This window comes from Streptomyces triticisoli (assembly GCF_003270085.1).
Taxonomy (GTDB): domain Bacteria; phylum Actinomycetota; class Actinomycetes; order Streptomycetales; family Streptomycetaceae; genus Streptomyces; species Streptomyces triticisoli.
In genome coordinates, this window is sequence record NZ_QFDQ01000095.1 from 1 (window position 1) to 17,409 (window position 17,409).

At 71.3% G+C, this 17,409-nt stretch carries 11 protein-coding genes and 2 pseudogenes; 7 read left to right on the forward strand and 6 right to left on the reverse strand.

Features of this window, described 5'->3' with window-relative positions; genetic code table 11:
• The 4 genes and pseudogenes from DEP02_RS33500 to DEP02_RS16240 all read right to left on the reverse strand — a co-directional run.
• A pseudogene (locus tag DEP02_RS33500) lies at nt 1–354 on the reverse strand (hypothetical protein); the annotation flags it as partial.
• Nucleotides 355–736: 382 nt separating this feature from the next.
• Nucleotides 737–979, reverse strand: coding sequence for a DUF5302 domain-containing protein (locus tag DEP02_RS16230; protein ID WP_112468034.1), 243 nt, complete (start codon nt 977–979; stop codon nt 737–739).
• A gap of 205 nt (nt 980–1,184) precedes the next feature.
• Nucleotides 1,185–2,600 (reverse strand): DEAD/DEAH box helicase, encoded by a 1,416-nt coding sequence (locus DEP02_RS16235; protein WP_112468035.1) that lies wholly within the window; start codon nt 2,598–2,600, stop codon nt 1,185–1,187.
• Between the two features lie 488 nt (nt 2,601–3,088).
• Entirely contained in the window at nt 3,089–3,577 is a 489-nt protein-coding gene (locus tag DEP02_RS16240; protein WP_198668462.1) for a GNAT family N-acetyltransferase, read from the reverse strand.
• A gap of 1,339 nt (nt 3,578–4,916) precedes the next feature.
• Between DEP02_RS16240 and DEP02_RS16255 the strand changes: the two genes are divergently transcribed.
• The 5 genes from DEP02_RS16255 (at nt 4,917) to DEP02_RS16275 (ending at nt 13,955) form a co-directional block, all read left to right on the forward strand.
• On the forward strand, nt 4,917–6,218 hold the full coding sequence (locus DEP02_RS16255) for a CHAT domain-containing protein (RefSeq protein ID WP_157977465.1): 1,302 nt from the start codon (nt 4,917–4,919) through the stop codon (nt 6,216–6,218).
• Nucleotides 6,219–6,248: 30 nt separating this feature from the next.
• On the forward strand, nt 6,249–6,575 hold the full coding sequence (locus tag DEP02_RS16260) for a hypothetical protein (protein ID WP_112468040.1): 327 nt from the start codon (nt 6,249–6,251) through the stop codon (nt 6,573–6,575).
• Nucleotides 6,572–7,192, forward strand: coding sequence for a hypothetical protein (locus DEP02_RS16265; RefSeq protein ID WP_112468041.1), 621 nt, complete (start codon nt 6,572–6,574; stop codon nt 7,190–7,192). The genes DEP02_RS16260 and DEP02_RS16265 overlap by 4 nt, the downstream gene beginning before the upstream one ends.
• Nucleotides 7,193–7,299: 107 nt before the next feature.
• Entirely contained in the window at nt 7,300–12,069 is a 4,770-nt protein-coding gene (locus tag DEP02_RS16270) for a tetratricopeptide repeat protein (RefSeq protein ID WP_112468042.1), read from the forward strand.
• A 623-nt stretch (nt 12,070–12,692) separates the two neighbouring features.
• Nucleotides 12,693–13,955 (forward strand): MalY/PatB family protein, encoded by a 1,263-nt coding sequence (locus tag DEP02_RS16275; protein ID WP_232839149.1) that lies wholly within the window; start codon nt 12,693–12,695, stop codon nt 13,953–13,955.
• 123 nt (nt 13,956–14,078) lie between these two features.
• Here the strand turns inward: DEP02_RS16275 and DEP02_RS16280 are convergent, their stop codons facing one another.
• Nucleotides 14,079–15,374: a DUF1479 domain-containing protein gene (locus DEP02_RS16280; protein WP_112468043.1), complete on the reverse strand. Its 1,296-nt coding sequence runs from the start codon at nt 15,372–15,374 to the stop codon at nt 14,079–14,081.
• Nucleotides 15,375–15,464: 90 nt separating this feature from the next.
• Here DEP02_RS16280 and DEP02_RS16285 point away from each other — a divergent pair, with 90 nt between their 5' ends.
• On the forward strand, nt 15,465–16,607 hold the full coding sequence (locus DEP02_RS16285; RefSeq protein WP_112468046.1) for an ROK family transcriptional regulator: 1,143 nt from the start codon (nt 15,465–15,467) through the stop codon (nt 16,605–16,607).
• Nucleotides 16,608–16,764: 157 nt separating this feature from the next.
• Here the strand turns inward: DEP02_RS16285 and tnpA are convergent, their stop codons facing one another.
• The gene (tnpA, locus tag DEP02_RS16290; protein ID WP_232839150.1) at nt 16,765–17,133 is read right to left on the reverse strand and encodes an IS200/IS605 family transposase; all 369 of its coding nucleotides are present in this window, start codon (nt 17,131–17,133) and stop codon (nt 16,765–16,767) included.
• A 12-nt stretch (nt 17,134–17,145) separates the two neighbouring features.
• Between tnpA and DEP02_RS16295 the strand changes: the two are divergent.
• A pseudogene (locus DEP02_RS16295) lies at nt 17,146–17,409 on the forward strand (RNA-guided endonuclease TnpB family protein); the annotation flags it as partial.

Sequence of the window (17,409 nt, forward strand, 5' to 3'; positions counted from 1 at the left end):
CCTCATCATCCCCGTCATCATCGACGCCTGAGCCACAGCCCGGCAGCACGGTCCCCGGTTCCGGACGCGGCCCCGCGAGCACCGAGGTCGGGCACGCCCGGACCGGTCGGTGGCGAAGCCGCCGGGCTCGACGAGGCGGATCGCCTCGCCGTGGGCGGCCGGCAGGTCCGCGAGGGAGTCGGTGTTGCGGGCGACGGCCCTGCCGCCGCGCTCCAGGGCCGCCTGCGCGAACTCGCGGCCGAAGCCGCGGGAGGAACCGGTGACACAGCGGCGGGGCACCCCGCCCAGATGTTGCACCGGATCGGACAGCGTCCACTCGGGGCAGGTCGGCACCTGCACGTCGCGGCTGGGCACGAAGGCGACCGCGGCCGGGAACGCGACCGACTGTGGGTCGATCAGCCGCAGCAGGACGGGGAACGAATGTCCTTGCCAAGTGGATGCCTACCGTCACCCCGGACAACCGCAGTCGATTTTCACAGCGGTACAGGGGCACGCCAGGTGCGCGACACCGGCCGCGTACCCCCGGACAAGGCAGTGCCCTCATCCCGGAATTCCAGTTCGGCGGCGCCACCGACCCGAGCCAACCGCATCTGGGCCATTCCCCCAGGCGAGTCCGACGGCTACGCCCCGCCCGCAACGCGCGCACGGGCATGCGCACGTCGCGGGCCACTGCACGGGACGCGCGAGTGGATGGCGCGAGTACCGGTGAAGCGGTCAGATCGCGGGACTCATCGACTCAGCCGCCGCTCTTGCGCCTGAACGACCGCTGGCTCGCAGCCGGGCCGTGCGCCGAACGCACCTTCGACGCATCGGTCTTGGCGGCAATATCAGCGGCGTCCGCCTGCGCACCGCGCTTGCGCGCCAGGGCTTCGCGGAACTTGCGCTTGAGGTCGTGGTTGCCGTCGCTGTCCGGCTCCAGAGGGGGCGTCTCGGGGGCAGCCGGCTCCGAACCTTCCGTGGATTCGGGCTCTGCGGTCATGGTGACCTCCTGGGTTCGGGGGTGGGCAAGCACAGCTTGTCATGCTGGGCGCAGCGCGAGGGACCGGCAACCTCATCCTGCTCCGTTTCGGCGGGTATCCCTCTCGCGGCCAAAGGCGTTGACTTCGTAGGTAAGGCGCACAGGACGGCTTCGGGCCGGGCCGAGAGTCGTCGATCCCGTGGCCAGGCTGCCAGGGCAATGGCTCTCAGCCGTTGCGACGCACGAGGGCGGCCTTGCGGGCCTCGGCGAGCTTGCGGGCCTCGCCGGCCTTTCGGGACTTGCCGCCGGCGCCGCGGGAGGTGTCCTTGCTGGTGCCGAGGCCGCGGAAGGGAGCGTTGGTGTTCTTGGGTCGGGGGACGGCGGGCCCGCCGTCGAGCGGGATCCCGGAGGGAGTCTTGGCGCCGGTGATCCGGCTCAGCTCCGCCTCGCCCGAGCGCACCTTGGTGACGGTCGGCTCGATGCCGGCCCCGGCCATCATGCGGCTCGTCTCGCGGCGCCGGCCCGCCGGCACGAGCGTGACCACGCTGCCGGACTCACCGGCGCGGGCGGTGCGGCCCGCCCGGTGCACATAGTCCTTGGGGTCGGTGGGCGGGTCGACGTTGACCACGAGATCGAGGTCGTCGACGTGCAGGCCACGGGCCGCGACATTGGTCGCCACCAGAACGGTGATCTGGCTGTTCTTGAACTGCGCCAGGGTCCGTGTGCGCTGTGGCTGGGACTTGCCGCTGTGCAGGGCCCCGGCGTGCACCCCGCTGGCCCGCAGATGCCGGGTGAGCTGGTCGACGGCGTGCTTGGTGTCGAGGAACAGCAGTACGCGGCCGTCGCGGGCGGCGATTTCCGTGGTGACGGCGTAGCGGTCAGGGCCGTGGACGACCAGAACGTGGTGCTCCATCGTCGTGACCGTGCCCGCGGCCGGGTCGACCGAGTGGACGACGGGGTCGTGGAGGTAGCGGCGGACCAGTTGATCGACGTCGCGATCGAGAGTGGCCGAGAAGAGCATCCGCTGACCGTCGGGGTGCACCTGGTCGAGCACGTCGGCAACCTGCGGCAGGAATCCCAAGTCGCACACCTGGTCGGCCTCGTCCAGCACGGTGATCCTTACCCGCCCCAGGCGGCAGGCGTTGCGCTCGATCAGGTCGTGCAGGCGGCCGGGGGTGGCGACGACCACCTCGGCTCCCTGGCGCAGCGCGGCGACCTGCCGGCCGATCGACGTTCCGCCGACGACCGTGGCGATCCGCAGCCGCAGTGCCTCGGCGTACGGCGCCAGCGCATGGGTGACCTGTTGGGCCAGCTCCCGGGTGGGCACAAGGATCAGAGCGAGGGGCTGCTTCGGTTCGGCGCGCCGCCCGGCCGTACGGGTCAGCAGCGGCAGGCCGAAGGCGAGCGTCTTGCCCGATCCGGTGCGCCCGCGTCCCAGGATGTCGCGCCCCTCCAGGGCATCGGGCAGTGTGGCGGCCTGGATCGGAAAGGGTTCGCGCACCCCGAGTTCGCTCAGTGTCCGCAGCACCTCCGTCGGCAGTTCCAGACCGGCGAAGGAGACGGCCGGGAGCAGCGCCGGGGTCGTTGCCCCGGGCTGGGCGGGACCGCCGTGAGCGATGCCGCAGTCATCGGGATGCTTCATGAACAGCCTTCCGCAAGGAAACGTACCGAGGAAGGCCCGGCAGGATTGAACAGCCCACGCACAAGCGGAACCGAACAGGCAGAATCGCCCACCGCGACGACCACGCAAACGCGTGACACTAACACATGGCATAACCTCGCGCCGCTGATACCGATCGCCTCTGTGCACGGGTGCTGTCAGCGGGTCGGCCTGGAACAACCGTTCTCCTTGAAGAACGGCCCCACCCCACGGGCGAGCTGTCGAGCCCAGCCGCGCGGAAGACGGCTCACCAGCACCATGGCCCGACAGGCGGGCAGGGAATGCGTGCCGATTGCGATGGCTCCGGGAGGGCCGGAGGTGAGGAATTCGCCGGGGAGAGGCCGCTGGCGCAGGCGATCACCACGCCAGGGCAGAGGCGACGGCACACACGGAGCGCGCGGCGTCCAGCGGCTCCTGCAAGCCGGCCATCATGCAGGCGAAGCCGGTGCCTCGCCAACCAGCACACCGCGTCATCCCGAAGGAATGCGAAACTCGAATTCGGGACGGTCCCACGGCACGGCGGGCGGGTTCGCGAACGCGGTCCCGGTCCGCACCGCACCGACGCGGTGGTAGAAGCCCTCGGCGGGAAGGTGCGACACGACCTTGAGACGGTCGATCCCGGCGGCACGGGCCTCGGACTGCATGTGCGCGACGAGTAGCCGTCCGATACCCCGTCCCTGCACTTCGTCGGCGACGAACAGCAGGTCGAGCTCCGGTGGAGCGAGGACGAGCGAGTAGAACCCGAGGACCCGGCCTCCGTGCTCGTCGGCGCCGACGGCCACGAAGGCGCGGTGGGCCTCGATGTAATCAGGACCGACCCGGTAGCCCGCGACTGCGGCTGCGTACTTCCCCTCGTATGCGCCTGAGCCACGCACGAGCCGCGTGAGCCGTTTGGCATCCCGCGCGACGGCCCTCCGTATCGTGATCGGCCGGCCGATCGGGGAAGTGCGTGAACTCATCGGGGGAGTATTTCGCACCGGGGAGTGCCTTCGTGCGGCGGGTCGGCTGCTCGCGCAGGCGTTCCTGCACCGCTCCCGGGAACCGCTCGCCAAGGCCCCGATCGACCATGTCACTGCCGCCGAATCGCCCCGGCACACGCCCACGTACGCGCGGATCATCGTGGCCGAACACGCCCGACACCGCCTGCGCGAGGCCGCCGCGCACCTGATGCACAAGGTACGGGACGCCTCCCGCACCCCGTGCCTACCACACTGGCCGAGGCCGAGGCCGACGCTCCCGCCTCCGTCGTGGATGCCATCGCCGCGTCCTTCCCGACCCACTTCGGATCCCTGCCCCGCATCCCCGCACAAGCCCCTGCACGGCGACGAAGAGGCCGCCCAGGAGGGACGGCTGCTCGCCGCGGGCCGCCGCGCCCGACCGACATCGAGCAGATGCGCTCCCGGCCGCGGAGGCCGGGTGACCGGCGTCCGCGCAGGCCGACAGGTCACCGGCGGCCACGACGAACTCCGCAAAAGGCCCGTCGGGATGGTTCCCGACGGGGCTCCGCCGTGTCACCCGCTATCACGCAGTTGTCACCAACTGGGCGGACCCTCCCAGACGTGAAGGCCATGACCTGCGGTTTCGTGCCCGAGTTGGAAGGACTGGACGCCGTTGGACGGCCGTTACGACCTGTGCCAGGTAGGACCGTCACTGCCCGCGGCGGATGGCCACGAGCGCACGCGGCCACGGCGAGGAGATTGTCGCTCTACGCCAGCAGCGTGAGGATTTCGGCGTACTGAGCGGTCTCGTCCGGTGGACACGTCACACCGGAGTGCGAGCGGATGCATCAGGTCCCCCTTTTCCGGCTCCGACGCTGCACGGCGCCGGGCAGTCACCCAGTCCGAGGGAGCGCATCGGTCAAGATCCGGGCCATTTCCGGGCCGGCGGTCCCGCCAAAGCCGAGACAGGCGCTGTTTGCGCTGGTCAGCGATGCGCTGCCGCTGTACCGCCAGCAGACGAAGAACCTCCTGGTGTCGTACTCGCCGAAGAGGCTCGGCTTCTTCTGGACATCCGAAAAGAGGCGCCTGACCTGGACTTCGAGCTGTCAGGCGCCTCTTGTCCGCCCCGACCACGACGTCCACCGGCCGCAGGGCGCCGACCTCGCCGTGGGCTCGATGGTTGCCGCGACCCGGCGGGGAGCGGCCTCCGAGGACGGGACGTCCGGTGTGGCGGGGCCGAGCGGGCAGAGGGGCGGGAGCGGGGCCGCCTCCGGTACGGCCATGTACACGGTCTTGCTTGGCGAGTACGAACGTACCGGTGCGAACCGGTTGATCCGGCTTCGTGCGGTCCGCTAAGTTCGTGAGTGTGGCACGGGGGCCGGAACCGCGAGAGGGAAGCGCGACGGATCAGCGGATCGCGCTCGCCCATGAGTGGGACGAACTGGTCGCGCAAGTACGGCGGTTGGGGCCCCGGTTCGCCACCTTCCTCGCACCGCCGCGCCGGCAGGACCTCGCGGCAGCGGTCGGCGACGGCACCGGCGTGCTGATCAACGTGGCCCGGCAGTGTCACGCCCTGCTGGTGACATCCGGTGGAGTGACAGCCGTTCCCCTGCCCGATCTGTCGGCGGACGAGGTCCACGACCGCACCGCGGAGCACCTTGCCGGGCTGCACGAGACGGACGCGGCGGCGCAGTTGGTGCACTACACCAGGCAGCGCGCCCAGGTCCGCAAGGCCCCCGCCACCTACCAGGCCCACCATGCCGCGAAGGTAGGCATGGGCAAGGCTCAGACCGCGCTGGACAACACGCTGCTGCCGGATCTCGCCTGGCTCTGGGACACGGTCGCGGAACCGGTGCTGCGCGCGCTGGACGAGGCGGGGCCCCCGGCCGGTGGAAGGCACCGGATCTGGTGGTGTCCGACGGGCTGGCTGTCGTTCCTCCCGCTCCACGCGGCGGGGCACCACGACGGCAGCGGGCGCAGCGTCCTGGACCGAACCGTCTCCTCGTACGTCCCGACCCTGCGCGCGCTGGCCGAGGCGACCCGCTCGCCCGAGCCGGATCCCACCGCCACGGACAGGCTGCTCGTGGTCACCGTGCAGGAGGCCGACGGGATGGCGCCGCTGCCGCAGGTGGCAGAGGAACTCCGGCTGCTGCGCGAGGTGTTCGGGGCGGAGCAGCTGACCGTCCTGGAGGGACCGGACGCGACCCGCGGGACCGTCCTGTCCCAGCTGGCCACGCACCGCTGGGCCCACTTCAGCTGCCACGGCCGTCAGGACCCGTTCGACCCGGCGCGGGGCGGACTCCTGCTGAGCGACGGCACGCTGGGGATCGGCGAGCTGAGCCGCGGCTCCTACCGTGGCGACTTCGCGTTCCTCTCCGCCTGTATGACGGCCTCCGGCGGGCTCTCGCTGCGCGACGAGGCCATCACCATCGGCGCGGCGCTGCACTACTCCGGCTTCCGGCGGGTGGTGGCCGCGCTGTGGTCGATCGACGCCGAGACGGCGACCGAACTGGCGGGGGACGTCTTCCGCTCACTGATGAAGGACGGGCTGTTCCGTCCGCAGTGCTCGGCGAGCGCCGTGACCGAGGCCGTGACCCGGCTGAGGAACCAGAACCCCGGACACCCCAGCAGGTGGGCCGCGTTCACCCATATCGGTCCTTGAGAAGCAGCCCTTGAGAGCGAGAGGAACGCCATGCCCCTCGAGCCGTACGAAGAAGTGAACCACCCCTCGTTCGAGGAAGAAGCGGCGAAGGAGTTCTCCCTCACCCGGCTGGGACACGGCACAGCCGAACTCCGCGGCCCGTGCCCCCGCTGCCGCACAGTCATCCGGGTGCCCGTCGTCACCAGCACCTACAAGAGCTTCCGGCTGTGGCGCAGAAGCGGCGCACAGCAATTCCCGCCGCCCGGCGACGTGCACGAGGAGATCGTCATCTGCACCTGCGAGGAGGAGCACACCGGCCGGCCGGAAGGCAAGATCGGCTGCGGCGCCTTCTGGCGGCTCGAGATCACCTCCTCATGAGTGCCTCCCTGCGCCCCGGCCGCCCCGTCGACAGCTCGGACGCCGCCCGCGCCCAGGAGCACCACCAGGCGCTGCGGAACGAGCTTTCGCGGGTGCGCGGGGCCGCCCACTCCTGGCGCATCGGCCTGGGGGGCCTGCTGCTCGCCCTCGTCGGCTTCGGACTGATCCGCGGTCCCAGTGAGGTCGACAAGGTGGAGGCGCCCTGGCACGTCGTCATCGGCTGCCTGTTGCTCGCCTCCCTGCTGGCCGGAGCCTTCGGCGCGTTCCGGCTGCTCAGCGCCCACAACGGCAGGCCGCGGGCCACCCCCGTCGACCTCACGGCCTCGACGGCCACCCAGGACCATCTGCTGGCGCTGACGGCTCTCGAGGACCTGCGCCAGGGCATCATCGCGACCCTGCTCTGCACCGGGCTGCTGGTCGCCGCTGTGGGCACCACCTGGTACGGCCCGGAGAAGTCCGGGCCCAGGCTGCTGGTGCGCACCGCCACCGGTGCGGTGCTCTGCGGTGACGGGGCGACCGGCGACGGCCGTCGTCTGACGCTCAGGACCAAGGCGGGGCAGGTGAGTGTGGTGCTCACAGACGTACTCGTCGTGGAAACGGTCGAGAAATGCCCGTAGACAAGCGGCCACGGTCATGGCGCTCGTGGACGGCGCCGGCGTGGGCGAGGCGACTCCGGACGGGGCGGCCGAGGACAGAGCCGAGGACAGAACGGATCAAGACTCTGATGCGACCCACCTCGCAGAACACGCATGACGAAGTCTTCCATCTCATCGAGAATCCGCGGGCCGCCCCGGCACCGGACCTCGACACCGCCATCGGGTCCCACGAGGCGCACCTCGCCGCCTACCCCGACTGTCCGCTGCGGTGGCTCCACCAGGGCCTGATGGGAAACCTCCTGGCGGAACGCGGCGAACGGACCGACTGCCGAGAGGACATGGCCAGGGCCGTCGACCTCCTCCGGGAGGCAGCAGCGGATCCGGCCGCCGACAACGCTCCCGATCTCCGCGGCACGTTCCTCTACAACCTGGGCGACTTCCTCACCAAGACCAGGTTCGCCGTCTCCTTCGGCGCCTTGCGGGAGGGAGTCGACGCCTACCGGCAGGCACTCCCCCTGCTGTCCGGCGCGGAGCGCCTGGCCTGCGCGTCCAACATGCTGCCCGAGTTGCTGAAGGCCGGCGCCCGCGCGAACCGGCCCGAACTGAGGCGCGAGGCCCAGGAGATCGCGCTGGAGTTCCTGGACGAGGCGTCCTCGGATCCCCGTTCGGAGAGCAGCGTCTGGGAGACCCTGCTCGACTGCCTGCCCGAGGACCCGGCATCGGCGGGCGGGTGCCTCTCCCTGATCCCCGAGATCGAGGCCCTCACCCACCGAGCCGCGCCGGACGAGCTCCGCGCGGAGCGCTTCGACCGGCTGGCACGCCTGCTCCGCAATGCCTGGAAAACCACCAGTGAGCCAGGTCTGTTGACGCGGGCGATCTCGGCCGGCCGGCAAGCGGTGTCCCTCTGCCCGACCCGGGGAACCATGGCGGCCAACCTGGCGCTCGTTCTCGGTAACGCCGGTGAACTGCACGGTGACCCCGAACTGCTGGCAGATTCCGTCCACTTCTGGCACAGGGCTCTGGAGCACACCCCTCCGGGGACCCGCCACCACCTGTCGATGCGCGGTGACCTCGGCGCCGTTCTCTTCCGTCTGAGCGAACACCGGAACCAGGAGGAGAACCTCCGCGCGTCCCTCGACCACACCGCCGCCGTCGTCGAACACGCCAGGGAAACCCGGGACTTCGGCCTCATGCAAACCTTCCTCCCGAACCTGGCGACGGCACGGCTGCGACTGGCCGCGGTGACCGACGATCAAGAGCTGATGGGTGACGTCCTCGACGCACATCGTGAGGCACTGGCGCTCCCTCTCCGCTCGTCGGTCCGCGCCGGGGTTCTCACCAACTACGGCGCCGCGCTGGTGAAGTCCGCCGAGCACGCGGACCGACCCGGCACGGAGCTGCGTCAGGCGTGCGAGGCAATGGCCGAATCCCTCGTCCTGCTCCCGGACGACGAACCCCAGCTCGGCCCCTTCCTCGGCATGTACGCGACCACCGTGCTGAAGCTCCTCGCACACGACGGCACCGCCCCGGCACGGAACGCGGCCATCGACACCTGGAAGCGCATCCTCGCCCGCGCCTCGTCGCGCTCTCTCCACGAACCCGCCGCCCTGTGCCATGAGATCCTGGTGGTCGCCTACTGTGTGCGCTACGACGACGGGACCGATCTCCGCGACGTGAACAGGGCGATCGAGCACGGCGAGCACGTCCTGCGGCATCCGCCCCCGGAACCCGCAAGGCTCCTGCACATCGCGTACTTCCTCGCCGAGGCGTACCGGATGCGCGCCTCGGTCACCCAGGATCCCGCCGATTTCGAGCACGCGATCAACCTGGTAGCCGGGGTTCTGGAACGCCCAGACCTCGACTACGGCACGAAGCAGAACTTCCTCACCCTCCAGTCCGCCAACCACCACGACCGCTTCCACGCCTTCAGCGCACCGCCCGACCTCGACGCCGCCCTCGCCCACGCCCGGAAGGCGGTGGCCGTCCCCGTCCCGGCGGACCCTGAGTCGGCCGCTCCTCTCCAGCTGGCCGCCTGCCTCAGTCAGCGGCACCAGCAGGGCGGCCCGCCGGAGGATCTCGACCGGGCCGTGGAGATCTACCGTGCGGCCTGGGCCTCCCTCCGCGCCAGGCTCGGCGACGCCCCGGAGGCAGAGGCCGACTCCGACTCCGACGCCGGGAACTACAGCGACAACCAGATCTCCACCGTCCACAATCTGGCTTCCGCGCTGGCCCAGCGCTACCACCGTCATCAGATCCCCTCCGATCTCGACGAGGCGGTGGAGGCGATGGTCACCGTCCTGCGTCTCACCCCGGACGGCCACAGCAAACGACCGGAGCGACTGGCCGCCGCGGCCAACATGTTCCGAAGCCGCTGGTTGCTCAACGGCTCGCCCGACGACCTCACCACCTGCCTCGCCCACGCCGAGGAAGCCGTCGCCGCGGCCACACCGGGGTCGTTTGCCCACCACTACGCCCTCGCCGCCTTCGTCGGCATCCACGGCGATGTCCGCGGCGAGCACGAGGACGACGCCGAAGACACCCGGAACACCCAGGCCGGCGAAGGCTCCGGGACCGGCCGCGAGGATCTCCTGAACCGTCACGACGACTCCCGCGACCGGGCCATCGAACTCGGTCTGCGGACAGCGGAGTCGGAGCAGGACCTCCCGCTGCGCAGCTGGGCGCCCGTCGCCCACAACACCGCAGCCGCACTGCTGAGGCGCTGGCTGGCCACCAGGAACCGCGACGACCTCGAGAAGTCCATCGCGCTGAGCCGACGGACCCTCGACAGGGCGGGCCTCGCACGGCACCCGCTGTCGGCCCTGCTGCTGGGCCAGTCCCTGATCCACCACGCGCGGAACTACGGCAACGCGACCTCCGACTCCGACTCCGGCGCCGTCTCCGAGACGCAGGCCGAGGCCGCCGCCGTGCTCCGCGCCCTCTCCGCCCACACCGCCGGCCCCGCCAGAATGCGCTTTGCCGCCGCCCGTTGGTGGGCGGCAGCCACCGGACGCCCGGACGAGGAGACGCTCGCCGCATGCCGGCAGCTGATGGAGCTGATGCCGCTCGTCGCCTGGGTGGGCGCTCCCCGGACGGTGCGGGAGGCGGCCCTGGCCGACGAGGCGGGCCTGGTGTCGATGGCGGCCCAGGCTGCGGTGGACGCCGAACGGCCCACCGATGCGGTCGAGTTCCTGGAACTGGGGCGGGGGGTCCTGTGGTCCCAGAGCCTCGATCTGCGCACCGATCTCACCGAGATCGAGGAGGCCGACCCGGAACTGGCGGCCCGCCTCGTCGCGGTGCGCCGGGCGCTGGACGCCTCGGCCGCCGCCGGTGAGGTCCCAGGCGGTCCGCCATCGACCGTCGACGCTCCGGGGTTCTCGCCCCTGGAACCCGTCGACCCGGACTGGGCCGCCGCGCTCCGGCGGGCGCGGGACATCTCGATGACCGGCGACAGGGAGCCCCTCTTCGACTTCCTCGCTCCGCTGACCGCGGCCGACGACCCCCGTGTCGCCGCCTCCGCGGAGTTCGGCCGCGCCCTGGTGCTCCTCGACCGCGGCGACCGGGACGGCGCCCGCGAGGCGCTCACCCGCGCGGCGGGGCACGACTCAAGCATCGCCCCGGCCGCCGCCAACGCCCTGGGCGACCTGCTCGTCGGAGACGACGACTTCGCAGACGCCCGAGCCGCCTACGAACAGGCCCGCGACTCGGCCGACCCGGCGGAGGCCGAGGAGGCGGCGGCCAAGCTGCGCCGCCTTGACGAACTCGAGGCCGCGGCGGCCCGGCTCGGCCCGGAACTGGCCCTTCTCCTCATCTACGGCGACCCGCCCCGTCTCATCGCCGCCGGCGTGCAGTTGATGTCCGAAGGGCACTTCCCCCAGGCGGCCCCCTTCCTCGACCGCGCCCTGCGCCGGCTCCCGCCCGAGGAGAAACCCCTGCTCGCCCCGCTCCTCGCCCGGGTCCGCCAGGCAACAGGCGACTGCCCGGGAGCCCGCACCGCGTGGGAACTCGCCCTGAAGGCCGACGACCCCGAAGCGGTGGCCAACGCCGCCCTCGCCTTCGGTGACTTCCTGACCTGCGAATACACCCTCGAAGAGGCCCGCGCCACCTACACCCTCGCCCTCGACGTCCCCGCCACCGCGGACGAGGCCCGTGCCCGTCTCACCGCCCTCGCCCCCGCCCGTCCCCCGGTCCCTTCCCTCGAGCTGGACTTCGACTACGGCCACTGGCTGGCCCACCACGAACCACTCGAGTCCGCCCTCACCACCCTGACCCGGGCCGTCGAAGCCGGTGACCAGAGCCCCCGCACCCACTACTACCTCACCGAGATCACCGACTACGCCCACGACCCCGGCCCGCAGCGAGAGGGGAACCACCTCCACCGCGTCCTCGCCCTGGCCACCGAGGCCGACGCCCCACTGGTCCTCCTCTGCCGTGCCCGCCTGCGCAGCATCCACGGTGACCGGCACGGCGCCCGACTCCTCTTCGACGACGCCTACCGGGCCGCCGTCGCCGCGGGCGACTCCGAGCTCGCCGCCCTGGCCGCCGTCAAACAGGCCGATCTCCTCCGCGGTTCCGGCGACTTCGAGGCCGCCCACGCCGCCTATCAGCGAGCAGTTCGCACCGGCCACCCCCACCACTCCCCCGCCGTCGCCTTCGACATGGCCGGCATGCTGAGCGAAGCCGGCCGAGAGGAGGAGGCCCGCAGCGCCTACCGCTCCATCATGGCCGGCGGCCACCCCGTCCAGGGCGGCATGTCCGCCGTCAACCTCGGCCTGAGCCTCCTGAGGTCGGGCGACACCCCCGGCGCCGTGGAGGCGTTCGAGTGGGCGGCCAACGGTGCCTGGCAGGACGCGGCGGACCGGGCCAGAGCCATGCTGGCGAAACTCTCCTCCCAGGGGTGAGGACGAGGCTCACCCTCCTTCTTCTCACTCCGGACCCCGCCCATGGGGCAGTGCTGCCCGAGGTGGGCGGAGCCGTTCGGCAACCGCCACCGGTCGTCCGGCTCCGGTACGGGCACCGCGGCCGCTTCAGTCGCCTGCGGCGCCGCGGCGGGTTTCCTCCCCGCCGTCCACCGGCAGCCCGACCTCACGAAGGACGGGAGGACCGTCGTGGACGGCCGCGGCTCCGGGACCGGCGTCCCCGGCGTGTTCGCCGCGGGCGGCGTGATCGGCCCCGCCCACCACGAGGCCGTCACCGCCGCGGCGTCCAGGACCGTCTTCGTCTCCGGGCCGTGTCCTTCCGCCCCAAGGGCGGCGAAGTCGCCAGGACCGAGGCCGGTGCCCGGCCCCGGGCGGGCCCTCGGGGCCGGGTCGGCCTGCTGCCTCGTCCGGCCACCGGGCGCACGGGCCGGCATGACGGTCCCCTCCCCGCCGCATCGGTTCTCCGGGCCGTGCCGGGAAAGGGACCGTCGGAGCGCGCGCCACACCCTTCTCCGGCCACCCTGGAGGCAAACCTCGGTACCGTCCGTCAAGACCACGACACCGCCACCGCACAGGCCCGGTCCGGCCGGGCGAGGGGAGCACGCATGAGCGAGTCCATGAACCAGGCAGCCTCCGGATCCGGGGGCGACGGCCGCACCGATCCGCTCGTGCAGCTGTCCCTGGAACAGTTGCGCCGGCGCACCAGCATGAAGTGGCGCGCGTATCCCGAGGACGTCCTCCCGCTCTGGGTGGCGGAGATGGACGTCCCCCTGGCACCCGCCGTCGCCGACGCCCTGCACCGGGCCGTCGAGCTGGGAGACACCGGATACCCCTACGGCACCGCCTACGCCGAAGCCGTCGCCGCGTTCGCCGCCGCGCGATGGCGGTGGGACGGCCTGCGCGTGGAGAACACCGCGATCGTGCCCGACGTCATGCTGGGCGTCGTCGAGATCCTCCGCCTCATCACCGGCCCCGGCGACGCGGTCGTCGTCTGCTCACCCGTCTACCCGCCGTTCTACGCGTTCGTCGCGCACGACGGCCGGGACGTCATCGAGGCCCGTCTCGGCCCCGACCTGCGGGTCGACCTCGGCAGTCTCGAAGAGGCGTTCATACGCGCACGGCGCCGCGGCCGCCGCGCGGCATTCCTGATGAGCAATCCGCACAACCCGACCGGTGTCGTCCATACCCGCGCGGAACTCGAAGCGATCGCCGCGCTCGCCCGCAGACACGGTGTCCGGGTGGTCTCCGACGAGATCCACGCCCCGCTGGTGCTGCCCGGAGCCGTCTTCACCCCCTTTCTCGGCGTTCCCGGCTCCGAGAACGGTTTCGCCCTGACCTCCGCGTCCAAGGCATGGAACCTGGCCGGTCTCAAGGCCGCCATCGCCATCGCCGGCACCGAAGCCGCGGACGACCTTCGGCGTATGCCCGAAGAAGTCGGCCACGGCCCCAGCCACCTGGGCATCCTCGCCCACACGGCAGCGTTCCGCGACGCCGCCGACTGGCTCGACGAACTCCTGCTCGGGCTCGACGACAACCGGAGCCTGCTGGGCAAGCTGGTCGACGAACACCTCCCCGGTGTGGGGTACGTCCCGCCCCAGGGCACCTACCTCGCCTGGCTGGACTGCACCGGGCTGAGGCTGCACGACGACCGCCCGTCCGACGGCCCGGGCATCGTGAGCGATGTCGCCGGACCGGCGAGGATGTTCCTCGACGAGGCCCGCGTCGCCCTCAGCTCCGGGCACGTCTTCGGCACTGGCGGCGCGGGATGCGTACGCCTCAACTTCGCGACCTCCCCGACGATCCTGTGTCAAGCACTCGCGCGCATGGGACGCGCGCTCGCCGATTTCAGGCAAGCGCCCCGTCCCTGACGGCGTCCGGCTCGGGACCGACGTTCCACAGCCGGGTCAGCAATCGTCCGGCCGTCACCGAACGAGCACCGCAGCCCGCCCGGAACTCGGGGCACTCCGGCCCGCTCGTCCCGGAGCACCGGATCAGTCGAGGTCCAGGCCCCGGCGGCCGGTGCCGTTGAGCTGGTCGGCGGTAAACCGGCCGTCCCAGGAGCGCTCGTAGTGCTCCTCGGGGAAGTCTGCCGGGCTCGAGCCGGTGGCGAACGCCTCCCTGACGGAGGCCGCGTACTTCTCGTTGCGGGGGCACCAGGGGGCGGCGGGGATGTACATGACGTTGCCCCAGCCCTTCTGGTTCTCGACCGGGGCGACGCTGTGGACCATGTCGCAGTGCCACCAGACGGAATCGCCGGCCCTGACGTCGGGGATGGGTGTCAGGGCCCGGTAGAGCATCGGGTGCCAGCGCCTGGTGACGGGGAACACCTGGTTCGTCCGCACGCCGCACATGGAGTCCTCGGGCACGTCCGGCAGCAGGGGCCGCAGGAGCAGGTAGGACATGATCTCCGGAATCGGCACGGTGTGGAGCACGCCCTGGTCGGCGTCCATGTCCGACAGGGCGGTCCAGCCCTGGAAGGTGCGGAACGCGGAGCACATGGTGGAGCCGGGGTACTGAGGGCCGGTGGTGCGGTGGGCCGCGTCCCAGGGGTCGTACTGCTCGGCGGTGCCGTCGAAGAGGTGGCGGAACGCCCTCTGGTACTCCTGGGTCATCCACAGGTCCAGGGTGCCGGGGTCGCAGTGGGTGCCCAGGCCCGCGGAGTCGGCGCCCGGCGGGCGGCGGCGGATGCGGTCGGGGTACAGCGCGTCGCGGTCGGGGTCGAACCACTGGGTGCCGTCGTCGGAGGCGTGCTTCCAGAACGAGTTGAGGAAGGACTGGACGGTGGCCATGCGCTCGGACTGACGGGCCTGCATCTGGGCCTGGGACCAGTAGACGGGGTAGATCTCGGGCTTGGAGCCGACGCTGCCGAAGAAGTCGTCGCCGGGCCCGGTGTAGTTCTCGAAGAACTGGTTGCGCTCGACGTAGTCGACGATGCCGGCATCCCAGGCCAGTGCCTGCTCGCGCGGGAAGTGGCCGCGTACGACGAGGCAGCCGCGCTTCTCGAGCTTGGCCATGTCCGCCGGTGTGACGGTTCCGCCGGCGATCGCGTCGTAGTCCAGGACGGGCCACACCTCCTCGCCGCGCTCCCGCTCGGCCTCGATCTCGGCGATGCGGGCCTCGATGTGCTGCTCGACGGCCGAGAACACCTCCTGGACGGTGCGGCCGGAGGCTTCGATACGGGCCCGCAGAGCGGGCTTGATCTCGCGGATGGCGGCTGTGGGGTCCGCCGGGGTCTGCTGCCAGTGCGGCAGGGCAGTGGCGTGGTGCGGATCAGCGGCGAGCGTCATCGCCCGACTCCTTTGGTGAGGACTCCTTACTGGATATGACGGTAAGCATCCCGCCACCTTTAGGCAAGAGCCCTTACTAGAATGGTGCGCATGACCCCGCCGAAGCCGTCACTGGAGATGCTGCGCACCCTGACCGACGAGAACGTGCTGCGCTCTCTCATGGCCCACCCGCGCCTGACCAGGGCGGAGATCTCCGCCCGCACCGGGATCTCCAAACCCACGATTTCCGACAGCGTCCAGCGCCTGGCCGGAGCCGGCCTGGTCGTGGACACCGGCGAACGCACCACCGGACGCGGACGGGCCGGCTCGTACTACTCCCTCTCCCCCCTTCTCGGTGCCGCCCTGGTGGCCGCCATCACCCCGCACGGAGTGGTGGCCGAAGCGGTCGACGCCCTCGGCCACGTCCACGGGCGGGTCCGCACCGCGCTGGAGGCGAACGCGGGGTCCCAGGTGGCCGCCGAAGCCCTCGTCACGGCAGCCGGACAACTGGCCGGGCGGATCCCCGGCCGGCTGCGCCTCGCGGTGGTCAGCGCCGCCGACCCGGTGGACCGCGGGACAGGCCGGCTCGTGCACCTGCCCGATGCCCCCTTCCTCGTCGGCGACCTCGACCCTGCCACCGTCCTGGCGACCACCGTGTCCGGACCCGTCCTCGTGGACAACGACGTCAACTGGGCCGCCCGCGCCGAGCACCAGGCCGGCTGCGCCAAGGGCGTCGACGACTTCGTCTACCTCCACCTCGGCCAGGGCCTGGGCTGCGCCGTGGTGAGCGACGGCGTCGTCCGGCGCGGGCACAGGGGACTCGTCGGGGAGATCGCCCACCTCTGCACAGCGGGCCCGGACGGTCTGGCCATGGCCTTCACCGAGGTCTTCGCCGTCCTCGGCCTGCGCCGGCCCTCCTCCACCGCCATCGACGTCCCGGTGCTCCAAGAGCTCCTCGCCCGTCACGACGAACAGGCGGAGCGGGTCCGCGCCGTACTGGTCCGGGCCATCGGCGGTGTCCTTTCCGCGGCCGTCTCGCTCGCGGACCCCCGCATGGTCGTCATCGGCGGCGAGTGGGGCCCGTACCCCGGCCTGATCACCGCCATCGACGAGCACTTCAGCCGCACACCGCGCCCCGTTCCCCTCACCGCGGCCGTGCTGTCGTCGCCCGAACTCACCGGTGCGCGTTCCCGAGCCGTGGAAGAGCTCCGCTCCCTCATCGTCCGGACGGCTCGCCCCGCACCGGAGGCGTAAGAACCTGTCCGCACCTGTCCGCGCGGGCGGAAAGCCGGTTACCCGGAGGGTGCGGCTCTCCTTGTCCGTTCGCCTGTCCGTTTACCGGGCATCTTGCGGAAGGCCCCGGCGTTCACGCCGGGGATGAATGCATCTCTGGACTGCTCTGACCCGCAGGTCACAGCGGACGTTGTTGCTGCTCGATGTACGTGCGGATGATCGACAGCGGTGCCCCGCCGCACGAGGCGGAGAGGTACGAGGGCGACCACAGGTGCCCGTGCATGATGGCCCGGTTGATGTGGCCGGTGAACTCCTGCCGTATTCGGCGGGCGGAGACGCCCTTGAGGCTGTTGACCAGCCTGGAGACGGCGACCTTGGGCGGGTAGTGCACCAACAGGTGGACGTGATCACGTTCGCCGTTGAACTCCTTCAGCTCCGCCTCGAAGTCCTCGCACACCTTGCGCATGATCTCTTCGCAGCGTGCCAGCATCTCGTCGTCGAACACCCCGCGCCGGTACTTCGTCACAAAGACCAAGTGCACATGCATCGCCGAAACCACATGCCTGCACACACCGAGGAGCGCGCCTGGCTCGCCGACGTCTCGGCGGTCGTCCTGCAGCAGTCTCTGCGGGACCTGGACACCGCCTACCAGAACTTCTTCGACAGCCTCAAGGGCAAGCGGCAGGGCCGCAAGGCCGGCCCGCCCCGCTACAAGTCGAAGAAGGACACCCGGCAGTCGATCCGCCTCAACACCAACGCCTTCTCCCTGAAGGACGACGGCACGGTGTACGTGGCCAAGGTCGGCCACCTCAAGGTCACGTGG